This window comes from Ideonella sp. (assembly GCF_036277275.1).
In the GTDB taxonomy this organism is placed as follows: Bacteria; Pseudomonadota; Gammaproteobacteria; order Burkholderiales; family Burkholderiaceae_C; genus Ideonella.
Genome location: NZ_DASUNH010000075.1, coordinates 1 through 19,672, shown reverse-complemented (window position 1 = coordinate 19,672; position 19,672 = coordinate 1). Strand labels below are relative to the sequence as shown.

The window sequence follows — 19,672 nt, the reverse complement described above, 5'->3', positions numbered from 1 at the left end:
CTTGATCGCGACGGTGCGCTGCAGCGCACCGTCGGCACGCTCGGCCAGCCAGACGCTGCCCATGCCCCCGCGCGCCACCGGGCGCACCAGCCGGTAGGTCCCCACCGTCTCGCCAGGCTGCGGCTCGCCGGTGTCGCCGGCCGGCCCGGGCGACGGGGTGGCACCGCCGGCAGGCGGCCACAGCGTGTCGGGTGCCGTCGCTGGCGGCAGCGGCAGCGAGGCGAGCCAGGCACTGGCGGGGCCCAGCTCCCGATCGAGCGCCTCGTCGACCAGGCGACTCCATCCATCTTTGTCTTTTTCGGCCATCCCTCACACGCCCATGCTGCGGCTGCCGCATTGGACGGTGGTCGCGCCAGTTGCGCAAGGTGCGCGGGTGCAACGTCTGTTTCGTTCCCCCTTCGTTCTTGGGAGGCCAGCAGGGTTGCGACAGGCGCGGAAGAGTCAAGGTATCTTTGCAAATACGAATAATTCGCAATACAATTGTCTTTAGCCAGCCCCCGGCAGGTGCCCACCCGCTCGTGATGGACGACGGGGTTGACGGTTCCGCCCGCAGCCAGCCAACAAAGCTTGAACCCGAGGTCGCGCCGCGTGCGCGGTTTTGTTGCGCCGTTTGTACGAGGCCTGTTTGTCGACCCTCCCGCCCGCCCCGCCGACCTTCGGCATGCCCAGCGCGCTGCTGGGCCGACCGGAAGCGCCCATGCCTGCATGGGCAGGGCGAGGCTTGATCGTGGTGGTGGTGGTCGCTCACGTCGGCGGCGCCTGGGGCCTGATGCAAATCGCCTCGGTGCGCGAAGCCGTGGCCGAGGTGGCACCGCTGGTGGTGGACTTCATCACCGCGCCCCCGCCTGCACCGCCGAAGCCGCCACCGCCTGCGCCCGCTGTCGTGCCGCGCAGGTTGCCGCCGCCACCGGCGCCGGTGATGGCCACGCCGCCGCTGGCCGAGCCGGCCGCTGCCGCGATGGTCGTGCCGCCGCCGCCTGCCGAGCCACCGACGCCGGCCGAGCCGCCAGCGCCGCCGGCCCCCCCGGCACCGGCGCCGCCCCCGGTGCGCACGATCCCCGCTACGGCGGTCAGCTACCTCGAGCCGCCGGCACCGGTCTACCCGCTTGCCTCACGCCGCCTGCAGGAGCAAGGCGAGGTGCTGCTGAAGGTCGAGATCGGCGTCGACGGCCGCGCTCGCCAGGTGCTCGTGTCGCGCTCGTCGGGTTCGTCCCGGCTCGACAACGCGGCGCTGACCGCCGTGCGCGCCGCCCGCTTCAAACCCTATACCGAGAACGGTGTGCCGCTCGTCGTGTGGACCACCGTGCCGATTCAATTCGAACTGGAGAACAAGTCATGACAGAACCAGGCACGCTGGGCATCGGCCACTTCCTGGGGCAAAGCGATGCAGTGGGCAAGACACTGCTGGCGATCCTGCTGTTGATGTCGGTCACCTCGTGGGTGCTGATCGCCACCAAGGGCCTGACTTCGTTTTTCCGCAAGCGTCGCTCGGAGGCTTTCCTGAGCTTCTTCTGGAACGCCACGTCGCTCGACGAGGTGCATGCCGAGATCACCACCCATGGCGTGCGTGAACCCTTCGCCCACTTGACCGCGCATTCGATGCACGCCAAGGCGCACCACGCCAAGTACGGTGCCGCGAAGCTGGCCGAGGCCGGCAGCGAACAGGAGTTCCTGACCCGCACGATCAAGAAGGTGCTGGACGAAGAGACGATGCAGCTCGAAAGCGGCCTCACGCTCTTGGCCACCATCGGTGCCACCGCACCGTTCGTCGGCCTGTTCGGCACCGTCTGGGGCGTCTACCACGCACTGGTGGCCATCGGCATGAGCGGCGCCGGCACGCTGGACAAGGTCGCCGGCCCGGTCGGCGAAGCGCTGATCATGACCGGCCTGGGCCTCGCGGTCGCCATTCCCGCGGTGATGGCCTACAACTGGCTGGCTCGCAGCAACCGCGTGCTGACGGCCAAGCTGGACGCATTCGCTTTCGAGCTGATGTCCTTCCTGACATTGGGCCAGACGCTGCGCCAAGGCGCCGAGCCGGCCGCCAACGTGCACGCCATGCCGGCACGCGCAGGTCACTGACATGGCCTTCGCCAGCTTCGACTCCCAACGCGCCGCCGCGCCGATGGGCGAGATCAACATGGTCCCGCTGATCGACGTGATGCTGGTGCTGCTCGTGATCTTCATCGTCACCGCGCCGCTGCTCACCCACGCCGTCAAGCTCGACCTGCCGCAGGTCAGCTCGCAGGTCAACGAGGTGAAGCCGCAGAAGATCGAATTCGCGATCGACGCCAGCGGCCAGCGCTTCTGGAACGGCGAGCCGGTGAATCGCACCGACGCGGCCCAGCGCTTTGCCGCCGCTGGCCGGCTGCAGCCGGTGCCCGAGGTGCACCTGCGCGCGGATCAGAGCGTGGCCTATCGCGCCGTGGCCGAGACGCTGGCCGACGCGTCGAAGGCCGGTCTGCACAAGATCGGCTTCATCAGCCAGCCCGAGGCACCCTGACCGCCGTCCAGCCTCGCCCGATTTCCCTTTTCTTCCCCTTCTCGTGCCTTGTCTGCGCCAGCGGCCGCCCGCGCAGTGGGCTGAGTTCGTGTCCAACGGCCTCCGAGGCCATCTGTCAGAACCATTCTCACCATGTCGAAGTACATCCGCAGCCGCCGCCTGGCGCCCATGACCGCAGCCGCCGCCGCCGCGCTGTCGATGCCGGTGGCCCTGCACGCGCAGCAGGCCACGACGGCCGCAGATCCCAAGGCCGGATCGCTGCCGGCGGTGACCGTCAAGGCCGCGGCCGAGGCGGCGCCGATCAAGACCGACAAGCTCGACTCGCCCAAGTTCACGCAGCCGCTGCTCGACACGCCGCAAACGATCCAGGTGGTCAACAAGGAGTTGCTGCAACAGCAAGGCGCGGCCACGCTGATGGACGCGCTGCGCAACACCCCCGGTATCACGATGCAGCTCGGCGAAGGCGGCCGCACCGATGTCGGCGACAGCTTCTACATGCGCGGCTTCGCCGCCAGCTCGAACGTCTTTCTCGACGGCGTGCGTGACCTCGGCCCCGCCACGCGCGACGTGTTCAACCTGGAGCAGGTCGAGATCGTCAAGGGCCCGGCCGGTGCCGACAACGGCCGTGGTGCGACCGGTGGTTACGTCAACCTGGTGACCAAGAAGCCGCAGGCCGATGACTTCATCGCCGGCACCTTGTCGGTCGGCAGCGAGAGCGTCGTGCGCGCGACCGGCGACTTCAACCGCAACCTGGGTGACGGCATGGCCGTGCGCATCAGCGCACTGGCCAGCGACGGCGGCGTGCCGGGCCGCGACGAGCTGCACAGGCGCAGCCAGGGCATTGCGCCGTCGTTCACGTTCGGCCTGGGCAGCCCGACGCGGCTGATCCTGCAAAGCCAGCACGTGCGCCAGAACAACCTGCCCGATGGCGGCGTGACGACCATCGGCCTGGACGGCTTCTACAACGAGGCCTTTGAGGCGGGCGGCACGGCCGAAGGCGCCACGCCGCGCAAGGCCGACGCCAGCAACTTCTATGGCAGCGACGAAGACTACGAGGACATCGAGGCCGACATGGTCACTGTCCGCATCGAGCACGACTTCAGCAAGAACCTGAAGCTGGTCAACACCACGCGCTTCGGCCACGCCGAGGTCGACCGCCGGCTGACCAGCGTCCACGCGGTCGTGGCCCCGAGCACCGATCCGTCGACCTGGACCGTGGAACGCCGTCGCCACGGCAACCTGCAGTCCAACGACATCTTCGTGAACCAGACCAACCTGGTCGCCGAGTTGGCCACCGGCAGCCTGCGTCACAGCCTGACCGGCGGCGTCGAGTTCGGCCATGAACGCCAGAACGTCAGCGGCCTGGCGTTGCCGACCGATGGTGTCGTGCCGAACGCACCGGTCTACGCGCCGGACGCCGACGCCGACGTCGGCCCCGACCTGGTCGAGAACGGCACGCACCAGCACGGCCGCATCACGACGGCTGCGGCTTACCTTTTCGACACGATCAAGCTGAACCCGCAGTGGCAGGTGCTCGCCGGCCTGCGCCACGAACGCTACCGCGCCGAGACGAACCGCGCCGACCTGGTCACCACGAGCGGGGTCCCGGTGCTGACGCCGAATGTCGTCAGCGAAAGCGGAAGCCTGACGAGCTGGAAGCTGGGCCTGGTCTACAAGCCGGCCAGCAACGGCAGCATCTACCTGGCCGCCGCCAATACCTACACGCCGCCCGGCGGGAACGGCTTGACGCTGGCCGCGCCGACGAGCGACAACAGCGCCGACCGCGCCGGCTACGACCCGCAGCAGGCACACAACATCGAGCTCGGCACCAAGTGGGAGCTGTTCAATGGCCAGCTCGCGCTCACGGCGGCGGTCTACCGCAGCACCAACCGCAACGAGGTCGTCGAGGTCGAGGACGGCGTCTACGCACAGGATGGCGAGCGCCGTGTTCAGGGCTTCGAGCTGGGCGCGGTCGGCCAGATCACGCCGGCCTGGCAGCTCAGCGGCGGCCTGACGGTGATGGACAGCGAGGTCCTCAGCGGTGCCTTCGAAGGCACCAACGCCAGCGGCGCGGTTTCGCGCTGGACGCCGAAGTTCGCCGCCACTGTCTGGACCAGCTATCGGCTGAGCGACAAGCTGACGCTGGGCGGCGGCGCGCGCTATCTCGGCAAGCAACGGCGTGTGACCGACCCGGCGGCCAATCTGTCGGAAGAGAACATGCCGTCGATCGCCGCGTACTGGGTGGCCGACGCGATGGCCAGCTACGCCGTGCACAAGAACGTGACGCTGCAGCTGAACATCCAGAACCTGTTCGACAAGGCGTACGTCTCCACGTTGAACAACAACGGCAACCGCTACCAGCCGGGCGCTCCGCGCACCTTCACGCTGGCCGCGAACCTGCTGTTCTGAGCGGCCCTGCGCCAACACGCTCACCCTTCCAAGCCGCCGCCAGGAGACCCCGATGTTGCTGCACGTCCCGCAGGTCCTGAATGCCGCCGAAGTGGCGGCCTTGCGAAGGCGCCTCGACGCGGCGCCGTGGGTCGATGGCCTGGAGACGGTGGGGGCGCAGGGCGCGAAGGTCAAGCACAACCGCCAGCTCGACGCGGCGAGCCCGGCTGCGCGCGAGCTGAGCCAGGTCGTGACGGCAGCGCTGTTCAAGCAGCCGCTGTTCGTCTCGGCCGCCTTGCCGCGCCACGTGCTGTCGCCATTCTTCAACCGCTACGGCGGGGGTGAGCACTACGGCGATCACGTGGACGGAGCGATCCGCTTCCTGCCGGGCGACGGCCAGCCGATGCGCACCGACCTGTCCGCGACGCTGTTTCTCGCCGAGCCCGAAGCTTATGACGGCGGTGACCTCGTGGTGCGAGACACCTACGGCGAGCATCTGGTCAAGTTGCCCGCGGGTGACCTGATCCTGTATCCCTCGACCAGCCTGCATCGGGTCGAACCGGTGACGCGCGGCGAGCGCGTCGCGGCCTTCACGTGGATCCAGAGCATGGTGCGTGACGATGGCCAGCGGACCCAGCTCTACGAGCTGGACCAGGCGATCCAGTCGCTGCGCACGCGCGTGGGCGACGGTCCCGAGCTGGTGACCTTGACCGGCCACTATCACAACCTGCTGCGGCGCTGGGCGGAGGTCTGACATGAACAGCCAGACACGCGCCCGCTGGCTCAAGTCGATCCTGCCCTGGCACTGGATCAGCTCGGCGCTGACCCTCGCTGGCCTGCTCGTCTTTGCCATCACCGGCATCACGCTCAACCATGCCGCCGGCATCGAAGCCAAACCTGCCCTGCGCAGCGGCACGCTGGACCTGAGCGCCGAGGAGCGCGCGCTGCTCAATGGTGCGGCACCGCGCGGCAGCGGCACCTCCAGCCGCGCCGCGCTGCCCGCGGTCTTGAACGCCAGGCTGCAGTCGCGCACCGGCCTGGGCTGGCACGACGCTGCCGAGGCCGAATGGGGCGAGGACGAGGTCTACCTCGCGCTGCCGCGGCCGGGCGGCGACGCGTGGCTGCGCATCGACCGCGCCAGCGGCGCGCTCGAGTGGGAAGACAGCGACCGTGGCTTGATCGCCTGGCTCAACGACCTGCACAAGGCCCGCCACACCGGCGCGCTGTGGAGCGCCTTCATCGACATTTTCGCCATCGCTTGCGTGATGGCTTCGGTCACCGGCCTGGTGCTGCTGGCGCTGCACGCCCGTCGCCGCCCCAGCACCTGGCCGCTGGTCGCCGCGGGGCTGGTGCTGCCTGCGCTGCTCGCGGTCTACGCCGCCCACTGACAGTCTTTTCTCACAAGGCTCATCCGATGATCCTGCGTTATTCCACCTCGCTCGGCGCCGCGCTGGCGCTTGCCTCGCCCGCCTTGCAGGCGGCCGAGTTGTCGCTCAAGGTCGAACTGCCGCGGCTGACCGTGGCCGAGTACCACGCGCCGTATGTGGCGATGTGGCTGCAGCGGGCTGGCGACAACGGCTTTGCCGGTCACCTGGCGGTCTGGTACGACCTGAAGAAGAAAGACAACGGCGGCGCCAAGTGGCTGCGCGACCTGCGCCAGTGGTGGCGTCAGGCCGGCCGCGACGCTGCGTTGCCCGCTGACGGCGTCAGCGGTGCCACCCGCTCGCCCGGCGAGCATGTGGTGCAACTGGGCGGCGCCAAGGCCCTGGCCAGCCTGCCCTCGGGCGACTACGAGGTCGTCGTCGAGGCCACGCGCGAAGGCGGTGGCCGCGAGATCGTGAAGCTGCCATTGCGCTGGCCGCTGGCCGCGCCGGCGCATGCCAAAGCCCAGGGCGAACACGAGTTGGGCACCCTCAGCCTGCAAGCCAAACCTTGAACCGGAGCCTGACACCGATGCAACGCTTCTTGCCCAAGACTTGCGCGCTGGCCGTCGCCCTCGTGTCCTTCGGCGCCGCGGCCCACCATCCGTGGTTGGTGCCCAGCCACACCGTGGTCGACAACACGGACGGCCTGGTCGCTTTCGACGCTGCGGCGTCGGAAGACCTGTTCGAGTTCGATGCCCGTGGCCTGCCGCTGGACACCATTGCGGTCACCGGGCCCGATGGCGCGAGCCCGACGCCCACGGCGGTCAACACCACCTCGCGCCACCGTTCCAGCTTCGAGCTGAAGCTCGACCAGCCGGGCACCTACCGCGTGGCCAACCTCACGCAGGGCGTGATGGTCAGCTACAAGCTGGGCGGTGAAACCAAGCGCTTTCGCGGCACGGCGCAGGCTTGGGAGAAGCAGCGTCCCGAGAAGGCCGAAGACATCCGCGTCACGCAGCTGGCCGGCCGCGTCGAAACCTTCGTCGCGCGTGAGAAGCCGAGCGCCAAACCGTTTGCACCGACGGGCAGCGGGCTGGAGCTGATCCCGCTCGATGCACCGGTCGACCTGAGCGACGGCGACCGCACCCGCTTTCGGCTGCTGCTCGATGGCAAGCCGCTGGCCGATGCCGCCGTGAGCGTGCTGCGCGGCGGCAACCGCTACCGCTACAAGATGGGCGAGCTGACACTGCGCAGCGACGCCCAAGGCGGGTTCGACGTCACCTGGTCCGAGGCGGGCCGTTACTGGCTGGGCGTGAACCACAGCGTCCCCGGCGAAGGGGGCGGCGCTGCGCCAGCGCGCCGCGTGAGCTACAGCGCCACGCTGGAAGTGCGGCCGAAGTGACCGCAGGCGCGCCGGGCGGCGACGCACTGGTGCTGCTGCCGCCGGCCGCGCCGCTGGTGGCTGCATCGCATGGATCAGTGGCGCATCGGCTGACGGGCCGCAGCATGGGCACCGCGTGGCGCCTGGTGCTGGCCGCGCCGCCCGAGATGGTGCTGACGCCGGTGCAGGCGCGCATCGAGGCCTGCCTGGACGCGCTGGTGCGCCAGATGAGCCACTGGGAGCCCGGCTCGGAGCTGGGCCGGTTCAACCGCCTGCCGGCAGGGCAGTGGCAAACGCTGTCGCCCGATTTCACGCAGGTGATGCGACTGGCGCTGCAGGTGGCCGGACAAAGCGACGGCGCGTTCGACCCCGCGTTGGCAAGGGCCGTCGAGCGCTGGGGCTTCGGGCCCACCGGCCGGTTCGACAGCGCCGGTTTTGTGGCGCCCGCCGGGGTGGATGTGGAGCCGCCTGGCGCCTGGCGGGGGCTGCGGCTGGATGGCGCGCGTCTGCAGCAACCCGGTGGCTGCCGACTCGACCTGTCGGCGATCGCCAAGGGCCACGCGGTCGATGCCGTTGCCGCGGTGCTGCGCGCCGACGGTCACCACCACTTCCTGTTCGAACTCGGCGGCGAGCTGTACGGTGAAGGGCTGAAGGCCGATGGCCAACCCTGGTGGGCAGCGCTGGAGCGCCCGCCCGGTGCGGCCGGCCTGCCGCCGCTGCGCGCCGCGCTGGTCGGCCAGGCGATGGCCACGTCAGGCGACTATCGCCAGGGCTTTCGCGACGCGCAAGGCCGTTGGTGTTCGCACACGCTCGACCCCCGCACCCAGGCCCCGGTCCAGCACGCGCTGGCGTCGGTCAGCGTGCTGCACGAGCGCTGCGCTGCTGCCGACGCGCTGGCCACTGCGCTGTTCGTGATGGGGCCCGACGAAGGCCGCGCCTGGGCTGACCGGCACGGCGTCGCCGCGTGGTTCGTGGCCCATGATTCGGATGCGCCGGGTGGCTGGTGCGAAGGGCCGAGTGCCGCGCTGCAGGCCTGGCTGGACGATTGACGGCGGCGCCCGGGCCCGGCTACTTGTCGGCGATCGATCCTTCGGTCACGAACACGATGCCGAACGCGCCCCACGACAGCGTCTTGCCATTGGCCGTCGTGTAAGACGCGACGCCCCACGAGTGGTAGGTCGACACGAAGGCCGTCAGCGCCCCCAGGCCCAGTGCACCGGCGATCGGGCTGCGCTCGGAGGTCGCCTGCTTGATCTTGTCGCGATGCGCCTCGGCCGATGGGTTCAGCACGATGGCCGCGACAAAAACGGCGGCGGTGACGAGGGCGGAGGTGAGGGCGCTGGCCATGGTGAGATGAGGGTGGTGATGGCCGGCGCAGCATACAGCGCCGGGGTGGGTCATTCGAATGCGGACGCCCCGCCTGTCGTTCGTTCGCTTGCCCTCACGGTTCTGACTCCCAGTAGTCCAGCGACTGCCCGCTGCGTTGGATCACGTCGAAGCTTTGGTCGCCGTTGTCGAGACCCAGCGCGAGGAACTTGCCGGAGTCGGGGTACTCGCAGACTTCCGGACGTTCGCGGGTACTGACCGACAGGTAGTGCAGCGGCGCGTCGGAGCTGTTGATGATCTGGTGCGGATACTCGCGGCCGGGCGGGATGAAGATCACGTCGCCTTCGCGGATCGGCAGCATCTCGCCGGCCACGCGCAGCGTGCCGGTGCCGGCCAGGATGATGAACATCTCTTCCTGTGCATGATGCAAGTGGTAGGGGCAGCCTCGCATGCCAGGCGCCAGCGTGTCGACCGAGGCTCCCAGCTTCTGCGCCGCGGTGCCGGTGGCCAGGCGCGCGCACAGTGAGTCGTAAAGCGGCGCACGTTGCTCGTGGGTGCGCGGCACGTCGTTCAAATTGCGAATCAGCTTCTTCGCCAGGTCGGCGGCGGCGTTGGTCATGCGTCAACTTTCCAATGGATGGTGGGCTGGTCGGTCAGTTCAACGGAAAGCTTGGTCCATGCTGCCGAGGCTCCCGCACGATCTCGTCGTGGAGGGCTTGCAGCGCTGCCCGAATGGCGTTGGAGATGGTGGGCGATTCGACGATGCCGTCCTCGCCCAGGTGAGCGCCCAGCAGCGGGATGCTGGGCGAGGCAGTGTCGATGATGGCTGCCGACATCGTCTTCAGTGTTTCGCGCAGCGCGTCGTCGGCGTGGTGCGCCCGCGGCGAGGCGTTCCACACGGCAACCGGCTTGCGCACGAAGGGCTCGAAGCTGACGAGCCAGTCGAGGGCGTTCTTGATCGTGCCGCTCACGCCATGGGCGTACTCGGGGCTCGCGATCAGCAAGGCGTCGGCGCCCGCGACGGCGTCGCGCAGAGCCTGCGCCGCCGACGGCAGTTCGACCTCGTCATCGGGGTTGAACAGCGGCAGCCGGCCCATGCCGCTGAACACGTCGACCACCATCGGCGACGGCGCCAGGCGCGCGGCGGCGCGCAGCAGCGCTGCGTTGATCGATGCCGCGCGCAGGCTGCCGCACAGCGCGAGGACGTGGAATCGAGCCGTCATGCCACTCGCACCTGGCTCGCAGAGACGGCGCGCGGCATTCGGCTGACAACGGCGATCACATGGCGCATTTGCATCGTGGGCTCCGGTCGAGACGGTCGATGCTAACTAGTGCAGCGCGGCATCGCCGGCGAATCCAAAGCGAATACGAGCGATTCGCGCTCAGAGCGTCGGAATGCGGTTTTCACAGGGCCCGCGAACCGCCGCACAATCTTCTGTTTGTCCCGACCGAAGTCAAGAAGGAGAAGGCCATGAAAGGCGACGCCAAGGTGTTGCAGTACCTGAACGCCCAGTTGAAGATGGAGCTGACGGCGATCAACCAGTATTTCCTGCATGCGCGGATGCAGAAGAACTGGGGCCTGGTGAAACTGGCCAAGCACGAGTACGACGAATCGATCGAGGAGATGAAGCACGCCGACCGCCTGATCGAGCGGGTGCTGATGCTCGACGGCCTGCCGAACCTCCAGGATCTGGGCAAGCTCTACATCGGCGAGTCGGCAGTCGAAACGCTGGACTGCGACCTGAAGCTCGAGCTGGCCGCGCAGGCACACTTGAAGGAAGCGATCGCCCATTGCGAATCGGTGCGCGACTACGTGTCACGTGAACTCTTCAACGACATCCTCGAAGACACCGAAGAGCATATCGACTACCTCGAAACCCAGATCGGGCTGGTGGCGCAGATGGGTGAGCAGAACTGGCTGCAATCGGCTGCAGGCGGTGCGCCAAGTTGAGGAACAGTCCACACATGTGCACGGCAGGCCCGCCAGCAGCCTGCCTATGATGGCCCCGCCCTGGAGGGCGCAATCCATCAAGATCAACCGAAACACGCACATGCGACAACTCATCAGCCACTTGCGGCTCTGCGCGGTCATTGCTGGCACCAGCATCCTGGCCGCCTGCGCACCCACCCAATATCTGGTCAAGTCACCGGAGCCTTCGACAGTGACCTACCAGTCGGGCAGCGGCGCAGCCGCTGGCCGCGTGGCACTGGTCGACAACCGCAAGGGCACCGAGCGCAATTTCTTCGGTGGAACACTGACCAGCACGCTGCAGTCGGACGGCGCCCCGATCGAGCCGACGGCATTCCTGCGCAAGCACATGCAGGCCGAGATGAAGGCGCGTGGCCTGCCATTGACCTTCGTCGATGCGGGCACCGCCGGCGCCGAGGTGGCGAAGCTGGAGACCTTCCGTGTCCAGAACCACCGCGCCAGCGGCTTCGGCCCGTTCGTGACCTTCACGTTCGCAGCGTTGGACGTGCCGACCCCCTCCGGCCCGAAGCGCGTCACCGCTTTCGTCAAGCGGGGCAAGGTGCCGGTGTGGGGCTTCGACGAGGTGATCGAGCCCACGCTGAACCAGCCGTTGTCGCTGGCGGTCAAGGAGCTGTCGGCCAAGTGGGCACGCGACGCCTACGGTGCCAAGGCCCCGGACGCGGCGGTGAGCCAGCTGGCCGCCTCGCTGTCGGCCAAGCGTGACGGCGACAGCTACCTGACCGTCTATGCGCTGGGCTTCACCAACAATCCGGCGGCGATCGGCCACCTGCTGCCGCTGGTGAAGGACGCCGATGAGAACGTTCGCCTGGCGGCGATCTCTTCGCTGGGCACGCTCAAGGCCACCGGCCAGATGAAGCTGCTGAAGGACATCTACGCCGACCGTGGCGTGATCTGGCAAGACCGCGCCATGGCGATCAAGGCCATCGGGGATCTGGGCACCGACGAATCGCGCGCCTTCCTCGGTGAAGAGTTGAAGCGCTGGGAGGCCGCCGGCAACCAGAACGAGGCCACCTGGACAGCCAACATCATTCGCTTGTACCTGTGACCAACTGAGCCGGCGCCAGCAGCGCGAAGTGGCCATTCGTGATGGTCACTTCGATGCTGGGCGGTGCCTCCGGCGCCAAGCGCCGGTAGGCCACCCAGGCCTCGCGCAGCGTCGCCAAGCGCTGTGCGAGCGCGTTGACCAGCGACGGTGGGTCGCATTGCGGGCCCGTTTCGCCGTCGTCGTCGGCACCCGTCCAGACGTGGCAACGTGCCGCAGCCAAGTGCTCAGGCACCGGCCAGTCGCCCACCTGCCGGGCGATGCCGTCGAGGCTTCGCTGGCGCAACACCGTGGGCTGGGCCTGCGGTGGCGGCCCTGCCATGGTGGGTGGGCCGGCTGGCGTGGCCGCCGCCGCGCGCGGCGTCCATGTCGGGCGTGCCGAAGCGCCGAAGGGCAAGCCCAGGCGTGGCGGGCCGAATGCAACACCGGTGACCGCGGACGGCGCAGCGGGTGCGGGCGCCGCTGCAGGGTCGACATAGGCCGTCTTTTCAGCCGCACGTTCCGCCTTGGCCGCCGCGACCCCCGGTGATGATTCGGCCGGTGGCGTCGGCGCCTGGAGCCGCTTTGGCGGCCGCGCCGAACGCGTCAGCGCAGTGGCACGGGCCGGCGGCGCTGCAGCCGGCATTGGTGCCGCCGCAGGCGCAGGCGACAAACGCAGCCACACCATTGCCGGCGCCGGCGCCACCCGCGGCGGCGCCGGCACGGCACGCCACCACAGCAGCGCGAGCACCGCATGCGCCGCCAGGCTCAAGGCCAGCGGCCAGCCGGCCGGGCGTCGCAGGGTCGACATGCCGCGTGGTGCAGACGGTCAGTACTTCACCTCGCCGTGGATCACGCGCGGCGCGGCGGTGACCTCGGGCTTGGTGCCGATGTAGATCGGCGATGCCGGATCACTCGGATTGCGCAGGTCGCTCGCAGTGGGCAACTCCAGGCCGTCCGGCAGGGTCAGGCCGGCTGTCTGGCAGACCGAGGTCTCCTTGCGGGCGAAGCGGATCTCGCGGTCCAGCCACTTGACCAGGTAGTTCGTGCCGTCGACGCTGACACGGCCCAGCGTTTCGTCGAACGGGATCACGAAGGCCGGCACGTAGCGCGTGTCCGGCGTGTCGCAGCTGACCTTCTCATTGGTCAGGCGCGAGACGCACTCGCCAGGGATGCCCCACAGCTCACCGAAGCCACCGTACTGCAGCACCAGCGTCTTGCCTGCGTAGTTGCCATAGGCCGCGCCGGCGGGCACGGTGTAGTTGACCTGCAGCGGTGCGTCGAAGTTGACGAAGCCGCCCTGGCCGTCTTTCAGCGCGGCGAACTGGTTCCATTGGTTGGGGCCCGTTTCCCACTGGTAGTAGGTGTCGATCTGTTCGATCTTCTCTTCGCAGAAGCGGGTGCTGTCGCCGGTGCAACGCGCGTCATCGAGGCTGCTGAACAGGCGGCCACTGCGCAGGCCGTGCTGGTAGCGCGGCTGTGCGGCAAATGCTTGCCTGTCGGCAGAGGTCACCGCATGGCCCGCGCTGTCCTTCAGCAGTGCGTCGGCGGCGCTGGTGCTGTAGTCCACCGTGGCGTCCGCCGGGCCCCAGCGGTTGTAGGTCGTCGCGACGAAGGGTGATTCCGCCTGCGAGCCTTCACTGAAGTAGGCGGCGATGGTCTCGGCCGTCGGGCACTCGCGCAGGCAATGCAGCGAGGCCGGCATATCGGCGGGGTAGACCAAGTCCTGCTGGCGGTAGACGACATTCAAGTGTGCTGCGTCGACCGGCGCGCCGCCGGCGGCGATCGGGATGTAGAGCTCGCCGCCGAGTGATTGCGACCAGCCGCGCATGCCGCCAATGGCACCGAAGTACGACGCCGGCACGGATTTCTCCACCTCGTAGGTGCGGCTCTGGCACGGGCCGTTGTCGCACACCACCTCGCCGGTCACGCGGAACTCGCCGGCCGCGTTGTTCCAGTGCATCTCGTACTGGCGGTTCGGCTGTGCGCCTTCGAAGAATCCGTCCATCTGCCAGACCCAGGTCTGGAACGGAAGCTTGTCGATCTGCGCCAGCGTGCGGGTGCGCTTGGTGTAGCGCATCAGGCGCCCTTCGGCCTTGGCCAGGGTGTAGTCGGTCTTGACCGGGTCGCTGCCGGCTTGGTACTCCACCCGTTGCACCGTGGCGCCGTGGGCCGGCGCTGGCGCATCGGCCGGCAGCCACAGGCCCCAGTAGCCCATATGGCCGCGGTAGCGTTCACCGTTGCCGGCCGTGAATTCGATCGGGAAGCCGGATTGGCGTTCGACACGGTCACCGGTCGTCGCGTCGTACAGGCCATAGCGCCAGACCGACATCTGGGTGTCGCCGTCGCTTGCATCGCGGCTGAAACACTGATCGCTGGCGCCGTCGGAGCGGCGGAAGTAGTCGGCGTTGTAGGCGAAGCGGTAGTTCACCGTGCCTTCGTCCTGCTGATAACTCAGGCGCCCGGCGCCGCTGTCTGCGCCATTGTGGGTCAGGCGCAAGGCCTTGGTCGAGCCATGTTCGCCGCCTTCGATCTCGAAGTAGCTGATGCCCTCGGCGCTGCCGTCCAGGTAGCCGTTCATCATGCAAGGGCCCTCGCTGCCCTTGCCGCAGTAGTCGAGCCGGAAGACGCCGTAGGGGTTGCTGTCGCTCGGTGCTTCGCTGGCGCTGATGTTGACGAAGATCGTGGCCGAGAAGTCCTCCTGCTTCTCGTCGATCCAGGTCCGCGCGCGCATCGGCTCGTCGTTCGACGTGCGGGTCGAGTTGACGGTTGCCGTCATGTAGGCCGGTGCCGAGGTGCTGGCGCTGTCGGTGCCCGCGTTCGAGCTGCTGGCGCGCGTTTCGGGGTCGCACTTGTTGCTGTCGACCAGCGCGACGTAGTTGCCTTCGTTGACCAGCGCGTCGGGCCGCATCGCGCCCATCACGCAGGTGATCATGTTGACTTGCGAGATGCCGCGCGAGGTGGCGTCTTCGACATGGCTTTGCTGCGCATCGCTGCGGTAGGCGGAGTTGCTGGCAGGCGCGGCCCAGGCGGCCGAGAAGGCGGCGGAGAGCGCCGCGGCGATGGCGGTGGCGCGGGTCGCGCAGGGAAGTCGACGGGTCATGAAGGGGCTCCTGGTGTGCGGGCGAATCGGACGGGTCACTGGGCGTTCTTCGCGGTGACGACCGACACGCTGGTCGGCGTGGCCACGCCTTGCACCTGGCTGGCGCCACCGGTGACCGGAGGCGGTGCCTCGGCGCCGGAGCCCGAACCGCCGCCGCAGGCGCCGAGCAAGGACAAGAACAGGGCGGTGGCCAGCGTGGCAGCAGGGCGGTTCAGCGGCATGAGGGTCCCTTCGGAGGCGGGTTGATGACAGACGGCAAACGATCGCGTGCCGGTCGTCTCTGGGTTGTCGGCCTCGTCGGGCGCCCGTGAAGCGAACCCGACCGTGCGTTTTTCGCGGTCCGGGTGAGGAAAAACCCCGCCTGTTCAAATGTGAATGAGAAGGATTCCCATTTCAGATTAAACTGGCGATGCTTCTTCTGTTGCTGCTGCCCGCACCATGATTGTTTGCCTCTGCCACCGAGTCTCTGACCGCGACATCCACCGCGTCGTCGGCGAAGGCGTCAGCAATTTCGAGCTGCTGCAGGATTTGACACGCGTCGCTTCCAACTGCGGCAACTGCCTGGACTGCGCGCAGATGGTGTTCGAAGAGGCCTGCGCCGCGCGCGGATGCGGCGAGAAGCATGTGCACGCGCTTGGCTTGTCGGCAGCACCCTGATCGCGCCGACGTTGCTTGCGTTGATCGCCGGGCACCGCGGCGCCACAACCCCTAAGGCGCAGCCCCGGCACGCACCCCTGCGGTCGCAGGACGGCGCAGGCACGCGTTAGAGTCCTTCCCGAGCGGCGACCGGCCGCTTGAAGAGGGAGCACTGCGTGCAGAAGAAGAAATGGGCCATCGCCACCGGCGCGATCGTGGTGGGCGCGCTGGCCATCGGGGCCGCGACCTGGCGCTACGCCCGCTATGGCGGCCAGATCAACGCACTCGGCGTCGATCTGCGGCAACCGGCGGCCTATGTCGCAACGCCCTCGCTCACGGCGCTCTCGCGTGACCTGGTCAAGGCGCCGGTGCTGCGCGAGCTGCTGACCGAAGACTTTGTCTTCTACTACGAGGCCCACGAGGACAAGCTCGGCCTCGCCGGCGCGATCAAGCGCGTCGCCTACGAGCACGAAACCACCTTCACCGATGACCTGATGGCGCTGGCGCTCGACCAGCCGGCCGAGGTGGCGCTGTGGGCCGACGACCGCGGCGCCGCGCGCCACTGGGCGCTGGCGATGACGCGCGGCGCGCTGGCCAAGGCCATCCAGGGCCTGGGTTCCATTGCTGCGAAAGACAAGCAGCTGACGCTGGTCGCCGAAGTGCCGCTGACCGCTTTCGGGTTGCAGTCGGTGCCGGTCTATGCCTTGAGCCTGTCGCCGCGTCGCACGCTGGCGATCGCTTCGCGCGGCAACCGCGTCGTCGTGCTGTCCGACCCCGGCCTGCTGTTCGACAACGAACGCAGTCCCGACCCGGAGGCCTCCAAGGTGCTCGCGAAGCTGTTGTCCGGCGACGACGGTGACCAGGGCCTGTGGCGCCAACACTTCGGCCTTGCCGCACCGGGCACCCGCCACACGCTGGTCGCCGGCGGCCCGTTGCTGGCGCTGGGTTACCACCGCTTCATGCCGGCGCTGCAGGCGCTGCGCGTCGAGGTCGCGCCCGGCGGCGCGGGGCTGCGCAGCTGGGTCAAGCAAGGCGCCGCGTGGCCAGCATCGCCGTGGGCGGCGCTGCCGGCCCAGCCGGCAGCGTGCACGGCACTTCCGGTCGACTGGGCGGTGGCGCGCACGGTGCTGGCCGGCGGCTCGGGCGACGCGTCGTCGGCGCTGGGCGAGATGGTGCAGAGCTTCGACGGGCCGGCCGCTGTCTGCTGGTACGGCAAGTCGCAGCTGCACACGCCGCTGCTGATGGCCCATGCAAAAGGCCCGGCACCGAGCGCCGCCACGCAGGAAGCCTTCATGCAATGGTGGCTGCCCAAGGGGGCGACTTGGCAGGCTGGCGACAAGGCCGCCGGCATCAAGGCGCCCTATGGCACGCAGAAGCAGGCAGACGCCTCGGCCTACCGCGCTGCGTTCCGGCGCGCGGGTGACTGGTGGCTGTTCTCGCCCGACGAAGCCCTGGTCGCGAAGGCCGAAGAAGCGATCGCGCGGCGCTATCCGAGCATCGCCGACACGGTCGGTGGAGCTTCGCCGGTCGCCGTGGCAGCACCCGCACAGATCGCTGAGCTGATGAAACGCGAGACGCTGGCGGTGCTACCGCGCGAACAAGGCGGCATGCGCCAGGCGGCCGAGACGCAGTTGCTGCCGCGCCTGGCCGACTTCGGCAAGCTCCCCGCCGCGCAGGCGGTGCCGCAGGGTCAGCCGGACGCGCAAGGCTGGGTCGCGCTGGACTGGCGCCCGCTCTCTGCCACGACGGCGGTGCCATGAGCCCGCAGCAACGACAACGGCGCTTGTGCCTGGCCGGTCTGGCGTCAGCGGTCATGGCATCGCCTTGGCGGGCTTTCGCTGCCGACAACCCACGGCTGAACCCCGAACAGTCACGCCAGTTGCGCCTGAATGTCGAACAGTCACGCCAACTGCGCGACTGGATCACCGTGCTGATCCACGCCCAGGTCGACCAGGGCCCGACGCCGCGCTGGACGCACCGCGATTGCGCTGGCCTCGTCCGCTTTGCGGTGGCTGAAGCGCTGCGTGAGCACGACCTGGCCTGGCGACGCTCGATGGGCCTGCTCGGCCGGCGATTGCCGCCGGACATCGACGCGACGGCTGCCGCACCGCTTCGCCATGCCTGGCGCCGCGCCGACGGCAGCCAGGGCGCCTTCGTTTCGGCGATCGAGCTGGTGCAGTCCAACACCCGCTTCGTCGGCCGCCAGCTCGCGCAGGCGCAGAGCGCCGACCTGCTGTTCTACGACTTCGGCGACGACCAGCACCTGATGGTCTGGATGGGCTCGTACATCGCGTACCACACCGGTCGCGTCGAAAAGGGCGACAACGGCCTGCGCGCGCTCAAGCCTGCGCAGCTGATGGCCTGGTCCGACACCCGCTGGCGTCCCGCCACCGACAACCCGAACTTCGTCGGCCTGCATCGGCTGGCGTTCCTCGCATGATTTCGACCCTGCTTCGCCGCGCGCTGTTCGCGCTGGCGCTGACCCTGACCGTGCTCGGCCCGACGGCGGTCACCGCGGCCGACGACCCGCCGGTGCCGAACTACCGCACGCCTTTCGTCGGCGAATCGTTCTTCCTGCTGTCCGACGCGACCTTCGGCAGCGGCGAGCCCGCGAAGGTGCGGCTGGAGATCAACAACCCCGATGCGCTGTCGACCGTCGGTGGTGTCGACGTCGTGCTCTACCGCGTGCCGGAGCCGCTGGCCTTCCTGCAGAAGCAGCGCAACCTGCACCGCATCCAGGTCGAAGGCAAGCCGGTCGGCGAAGGCCTGGCCAATACGCTGACGCACCTGTGGGACAGCTGGGTCGTCAAGGCGCGACTCGCCTGGCAGAAGCTCTTCAGCGGCGACGCGCGTCGCGCGGTGACCGACAAGGCGCCCGAGCTGAAGACCTCGCCGCAGCTGCAGCGCCCGTCGACCTTCGAGGAGCCGCCGCAGTTCAAACCGCTGCCGGGCTTGCCGGTGGTCGAGCGTTTCCGCTACCCGGTGCACGTGGCCAAGGCGATCGAACCGCCGAAGGACCTGAAGCTCGCCGGCAGCTCGAGCGAGTTCATCCAGCCGAGTGCCGGCAACGTGTTCATCCCGCTCGGCGGGCAGAAGTCGGGGCTCTACCTGGTCGAAGCGATGGCCGGCCAGCACCGCGCGACGACGCTGCTGTTCGTCAGCGACACGCTGGCGCTGACCAAGGTCTCGGGCGCGCAGATGGTGGTGTGGAGCGCGCACCGCGCGCAAGGCGCCGCGGTGCCGGCGACCAAGGTGGTCTGGACCGATGGCGTCGGTGTGTTGAAGACCGGCACGACCGATGCGCAGGGCCTGCTGCGCATGGACAAGCCCGCCGCGCCCGAGCAGACCTACGTCTTCGGCGAAGACCCGGCCGGCGGTGTCTTCATCTCGGAAAACTTCTACTACGACAGCGAGATCTACAACGCCAAGGTCTACGCAACGACCGACCGGCCGCTCTACCGCCCCGGCGACACGGTGATGGTCAAGGTCACCGGCCGCGAGTTCAAGAACGCGCGTGAATCGGTCGCGCTGGCCGATGGCGACATCGGGCTGGTCGTGCGCGACCCGGCCGGCCAGGTGGTCGCGACCCAAACGCTGAAGTTCAGCGGCGCGAGTGGCGCTGACGGCCGTTTCCAGCTGCCCGACAACGCGGCGGCCGGTGGCTACGAAATGATGCTGACGCTGCGCGGCGACAACTACACCGCCGCGTTCCGCGTGGCCGACTACCAGAAGCCGCACTTCGAGATCCAGTGGCTGCCCGACAAGACCGATTTCGCCGCCGGCGACGCGGTGACCGGCGCCATCCAGCTCAGCTACCCTGACGGCAAGCCGGTGGCCAACGCGCGGCTGTCCTTGGGCGCCCGCGCCCAGGCGCTGAGCATGGTCGAAGGCGAGCTGGACTACAGCGGTTCGTTCCCGCTGAAGTTGACGCAAGACGAGCTGGTCACCGATGGTTCGGGCAAG

The 19,672-nt window shown here is 68.7% G+C and carries 21 protein-coding genes and 1 pseudogene; 15 read left to right on the top strand and 7 right to left on the bottom strand.

Features of this window, described 5'->3' with window-relative positions; translation table 11 throughout:
• Positions 1–306, bottom strand: a pseudogene (locus VFY73_RS13110) (hypothetical protein); the annotation flags it as partial.
• 391 nt (positions 307–697) lie between these two features.
• Here VFY73_RS13110 and VFY73_RS13105 point away from each other — a divergent pair.
• The 9 genes from VFY73_RS13105 to VFY73_RS13065 all read left to right on the top strand — a co-directional run bounded on the left by VFY73_RS13105 (position 698) and on the right by VFY73_RS13065 (position 8,682).
• Positions 698–1,339, top strand: coding sequence for an energy transducer TonB (locus VFY73_RS13105; RefSeq protein ID WP_329719372.1), 642 nt, complete (start codon positions 698–700; stop codon positions 1,337–1,339).
• Positions 1,336–2,079 carry a MotA/TolQ/ExbB proton channel family protein gene (locus VFY73_RS13100; RefSeq protein ID WP_329719370.1) on the top strand — a complete coding sequence of 248 codons (744 nt, stop codon included), beginning with the start codon at positions 1,336–1,338 and terminating at the stop codon, positions 2,077–2,079. The genes VFY73_RS13105 and VFY73_RS13100 overlap by 4 nt, the downstream gene beginning before the upstream one ends.
• A 1-nt stretch (position 2,080) precedes the next feature.
• Positions 2,081–2,500, top strand: coding sequence for a biopolymer transporter ExbD (locus VFY73_RS13095; RefSeq protein WP_329719369.1), 420 nt, complete (start codon positions 2,081–2,083; stop codon positions 2,498–2,500).
• Positions 2,501–2,632: 132 nt separating this feature from the next.
• On the top strand, positions 2,633–4,909 hold the full coding sequence (locus tag VFY73_RS13090; protein ID WP_329719368.1) for a catecholate siderophore receptor Fiu: 2,277 nt from the start codon (positions 2,633–2,635) through the stop codon (positions 4,907–4,909).
• 52 nt (positions 4,910–4,961) lie between these two features.
• On the top strand, positions 4,962–5,642 hold the full coding sequence (locus VFY73_RS13085) for a Fe2+-dependent dioxygenase (protein ID WP_329719366.1): 681 nt from the start codon (positions 4,962–4,964) through the stop codon (positions 5,640–5,642).
• Between the two features lies 1 nt (position 5,643).
• Positions 5,644–6,276, top strand: a complete 633-nt coding sequence (locus VFY73_RS13080; protein WP_329719364.1) for a PepSY-associated TM helix domain-containing protein — start codon at positions 5,644–5,646, stop codon at positions 6,274–6,276.
• A gap of 26 nt (positions 6,277–6,302) precedes the next feature.
• Positions 6,303–6,824 (top strand): DUF2271 domain-containing protein, encoded by a 522-nt coding sequence (locus tag VFY73_RS13075; RefSeq protein WP_329719362.1) that lies wholly within the window; start codon positions 6,303–6,305, stop codon positions 6,822–6,824.
• Between the two features lie 17 nt (positions 6,825–6,841).
• Positions 6,842–7,654, top strand: a complete 813-nt coding sequence (locus tag VFY73_RS13070; RefSeq protein ID WP_329719360.1) for a DUF4198 domain-containing protein — start codon at positions 6,842–6,844, stop codon at positions 7,652–7,654.
• Positions 7,651–8,682, top strand: coding sequence for an FAD:protein FMN transferase (locus VFY73_RS13065; protein WP_329719358.1), 1,032 nt, complete (start codon positions 7,651–7,653; stop codon positions 8,680–8,682). Before VFY73_RS13070 ends, VFY73_RS13065 begins: the two co-directional genes overlap by 4 nt.
• 19 nt (positions 8,683–8,701) lie before the next feature.
• On the opposite strand, the gene VFY73_RS13060 is transcribed toward VFY73_RS13065, so the two are convergent.
• The 3 genes from VFY73_RS13060 to VFY73_RS13050 all read right to left on the bottom strand — a co-directional run bounded on the left by VFY73_RS13060 (position 8,702) and on the right by VFY73_RS13050 (position 10,182).
• Positions 8,702–8,980 (bottom strand): hypothetical protein, encoded by a 279-nt coding sequence (locus tag VFY73_RS13060; protein WP_329719356.1) that lies wholly within the window; start codon positions 8,978–8,980, stop codon positions 8,702–8,704.
• 94 nt (positions 8,981–9,074) lie between these two features.
• A complete protein-coding gene (locus tag VFY73_RS13055; RefSeq protein ID WP_329719354.1) occupies positions 9,075–9,578 on the bottom strand; it encodes a cupin domain-containing protein in 504 nt (167 codons plus the stop codon).
• 34 nt (positions 9,579–9,612) lie between these two features.
• On the bottom strand, positions 9,613–10,182 hold the full coding sequence (locus VFY73_RS13050) for an NADPH-dependent FMN reductase (RefSeq protein ID WP_329719352.1): 570 nt from the start codon (positions 10,180–10,182) through the stop codon (positions 9,613–9,615).
• Positions 10,183–10,430: 248 nt separating this feature from the next.
• Between VFY73_RS13050 and bfr the strand changes: the two genes are divergently transcribed.
• Positions 10,431–10,910: a bacterioferritin gene (gene bfr, locus VFY73_RS13045; RefSeq protein ID WP_329719350.1), complete on the top strand. Its 480-nt coding sequence runs from the start codon at positions 10,431–10,433 to the stop codon at positions 10,908–10,910.
• A gap of 100 nt (positions 10,911–11,010) precedes the next feature.
• Positions 11,011–11,994 carry a HEAT repeat domain-containing protein gene (locus tag VFY73_RS13040; RefSeq protein WP_329719348.1) on the top strand — a complete coding sequence of 328 codons (984 nt, stop codon included), beginning with the start codon at positions 11,011–11,013 and terminating at the stop codon, positions 11,992–11,994.
• Here VFY73_RS13040 and VFY73_RS13035 read toward each other — a convergent pair.
• From VFY73_RS13035 to VFY73_RS13025, 3 genes are read right to left on the bottom strand one after another with little or no spacing between them, the layout of a single operon-like run.
• The gene (locus VFY73_RS13035; protein ID WP_329719346.1) at positions 11,975–12,781 is read right to left on the bottom strand and encodes a hypothetical protein; all 807 of its coding nucleotides are present in this window, start codon (positions 12,779–12,781) and stop codon (positions 11,975–11,977) included. The genes VFY73_RS13040 and VFY73_RS13035 overlap by 20 nt on opposite strands.
• An 18-nt stretch (positions 12,782–12,799) precedes the next feature.
• Entirely contained in the window at positions 12,800–15,073 is a 2,274-nt protein-coding gene (locus VFY73_RS13030) for a hypothetical protein (RefSeq protein WP_329719344.1), read from the bottom strand.
• A 35-nt stretch (positions 15,074–15,108) separates the two neighbouring features.
• Positions 15,109–15,294: a hypothetical protein gene (locus tag VFY73_RS13025; protein WP_329719342.1), complete on the bottom strand. Its 186-nt coding sequence runs from the start codon at positions 15,292–15,294 to the stop codon at positions 15,109–15,111.
• Between the two features lie 217 nt (positions 15,295–15,511).
• Here VFY73_RS13025 and VFY73_RS13020 point away from each other — a divergent pair, with 217 nt between their 5' ends.
• The 4 genes from VFY73_RS13020 to VFY73_RS13005 all read left to right on the top strand — a co-directional run.
• Positions 15,512–15,730 (top strand): (2Fe-2S)-binding protein, encoded by a 219-nt coding sequence (locus tag VFY73_RS13020; protein ID WP_329719340.1) that lies wholly within the window; start codon positions 15,512–15,514, stop codon positions 15,728–15,730.
• Positions 15,731–15,885: 155 nt separating this feature from the next.
• Positions 15,886–17,469, top strand: coding sequence for a DUF2138 family protein (locus VFY73_RS13015; RefSeq protein ID WP_329719338.1), 1,584 nt, complete (start codon positions 15,886–15,888; stop codon positions 17,467–17,469).
• Positions 17,470–17,522: 53 nt separating this feature from the next.
• Positions 17,523–18,149 (top strand): DUF1175 family protein, encoded by a 627-nt coding sequence (locus VFY73_RS13010; protein WP_329719336.1) that lies wholly within the window; start codon positions 17,523–17,525, stop codon positions 18,147–18,149.
• Positions 18,146–19,672 (top strand): MG2 domain-containing protein (locus VFY73_RS13005; protein ID WP_329719334.1); only part of this gene is annotated, 1,527 nt, incomplete at its 3' end. The genes VFY73_RS13010 and VFY73_RS13005, both read left to right, overlap by 4 nt.

Coding starts and splice junctions, on each gene's coding strand:
- VFY73_RS13030 (WP_329719344.1), bottom strand. CDS start 15,073: ATGACCCGTCGACTTCCCTGCGCGACCCGCGCCACCGCCATCGCCGCG.
- VFY73_RS13040 (WP_329719348.1), top strand. CDS start 11,011: ATGCGACAACTCATCAGCCACTTGCGGCTCTGCGCGGTCATTGCTGGC.
- VFY73_RS13090 (WP_329719368.1), top strand. CDS start 2,633: ATGTCGAAGTACATCCGCAGCCGCCGCCTGGCGCCCATGACCGCAGCC.
- VFY73_RS13020 (WP_329719340.1), top strand. CDS start 15,512: ATGATTGTTTGCCTCTGCCACCGAGTCTCTGACCGCGACATCCACCGC.
- bfr (WP_329719350.1), top strand. CDS start 10,431: ATGAAAGGCGACGCCAAGGTGTTGCAGTACCTGAACGCCCAGTTGAAG.
- VFY73_RS13035 (WP_329719346.1), bottom strand. CDS start 12,781: ATGTCGACCCTGCGACGCCCGGCCGGCTGGCCGCTGGCCTTGAGCCTG.
- VFY73_RS13070 (WP_329719360.1), top strand. CDS start 6,842: ATGCAACGCTTCTTGCCCAAGACTTGCGCGCTGGCCGTCGCCCTCGTG.
- VFY73_RS13075 (WP_329719362.1), top strand. CDS start 6,303: ATGATCCTGCGTTATTCCACCTCGCTCGGCGCCGCGCTGGCGCTTGCC.
- VFY73_RS13100 (WP_329719370.1), top strand. CDS start 1,336: ATGACAGAACCAGGCACGCTGGGCATCGGCCACTTCCTGGGGCAAAGC.
- VFY73_RS13055 (WP_329719354.1), bottom strand. CDS start 9,578: ATGACCAACGCCGCCGCCGACCTGGCGAAGAAGCTGATTCGCAATTTG.
- VFY73_RS13060 (WP_329719356.1), bottom strand. CDS start 8,980: ATGGCCAGCGCCCTCACCTCCGCCCTCGTCACCGCCGCCGTTTTTGTC.
- VFY73_RS13105 (WP_329719372.1), top strand. CDS start 698: ATGCCTGCATGGGCAGGGCGAGGCTTGATCGTGGTGGTGGTGGTCGCT.
- VFY73_RS13010 (WP_329719336.1), top strand. CDS start 17,523: ATGGCATCGCCTTGGCGGGCTTTCGCTGCCGACAACCCACGGCTGAAC.
- VFY73_RS13080 (WP_329719364.1), top strand. CDS start 5,644: ATGAACAGCCAGACACGCGCCCGCTGGCTCAAGTCGATCCTGCCCTGG.
- VFY73_RS13050 (WP_329719352.1), bottom strand. CDS start 10,182: ATGACGGCTCGATTCCACGTCCTCGCGCTGTGCGGCAGCCTGCGCGCG.
- VFY73_RS13085 (WP_329719366.1), top strand. CDS start 4,962: ATGTTGCTGCACGTCCCGCAGGTCCTGAATGCCGCCGAAGTGGCGGCC.
- VFY73_RS13095 (WP_329719369.1), top strand. CDS start 2,081: ATGGCCTTCGCCAGCTTCGACTCCCAACGCGCCGCCGCGCCGATGGGC.
- VFY73_RS13025 (WP_329719342.1), bottom strand. CDS start 15,294: ATGCCGCTGAACCGCCCTGCTGCCACGCTGGCCACCGCCCTGTTCTTG.